Origin of the sequence: Paeniglutamicibacter sp. MACA_103, assembly GCF_045798555.1 — a bacterium.
GTDB lineage: Bacteria > Actinomycetota > Actinomycetes > Actinomycetales > Micrococcaceae > Paeniglutamicibacter.
In genome coordinates, this window is the sequence record NZ_JBIXLN010000125.1 from 1 (window position 1) to 409 (window position 409).

Here is a 409-nt window from a genome sequence, read left to right on the forward strand (position 1 = left end):
AGCATCCGCATCTACAGCGGTCGCAGCGTCAGCGTCAACCGCAGCATCCGCATCTACAGCGGTCGCAGCGTCAGCGTCAACCGCAGCATCCGCATCTACAGCGGTCGCAGCGTCAGCGTCTGTCGCCGCAGGCTCAGTCGCTGCATCGGCGTCAGCAGCCGTCGCAGCATCGGCATCAGCGTCAGCAGCCGTCGCAGCATCGGCATCAGCGTCAGCAGCCGTCGCAGCATCGGCATCAGCGTCAGCAGCCGTCGCGGCATCTGCATCAGTTGCCGCAGGGGCGGTTGATGTGAACGCAACCTCGGCCGTCGACCCGTCGACGTCCTGGGTGGCAACCACGTTGTGGTCGCCGGCCGGAACATCGGCGAACGTCACGGTCCAGTTGCCCTCGGCATCAACGACCGCGGTC

General features: G+C 66.3%; 1 protein-coding gene. It reads left to right on the forward strand.

Annotated elements, in window-relative coordinates; all coding sequences use genetic code 11:
* The coding region (locus ACIPVK_RS21825; protein WP_407614075.1) for a hypothetical protein at window positions 1-288 on the forward strand (288 nt) is incomplete at its 5' end.
* Between the last annotated feature and the right edge of the window lie 121 nt (window positions 289-409).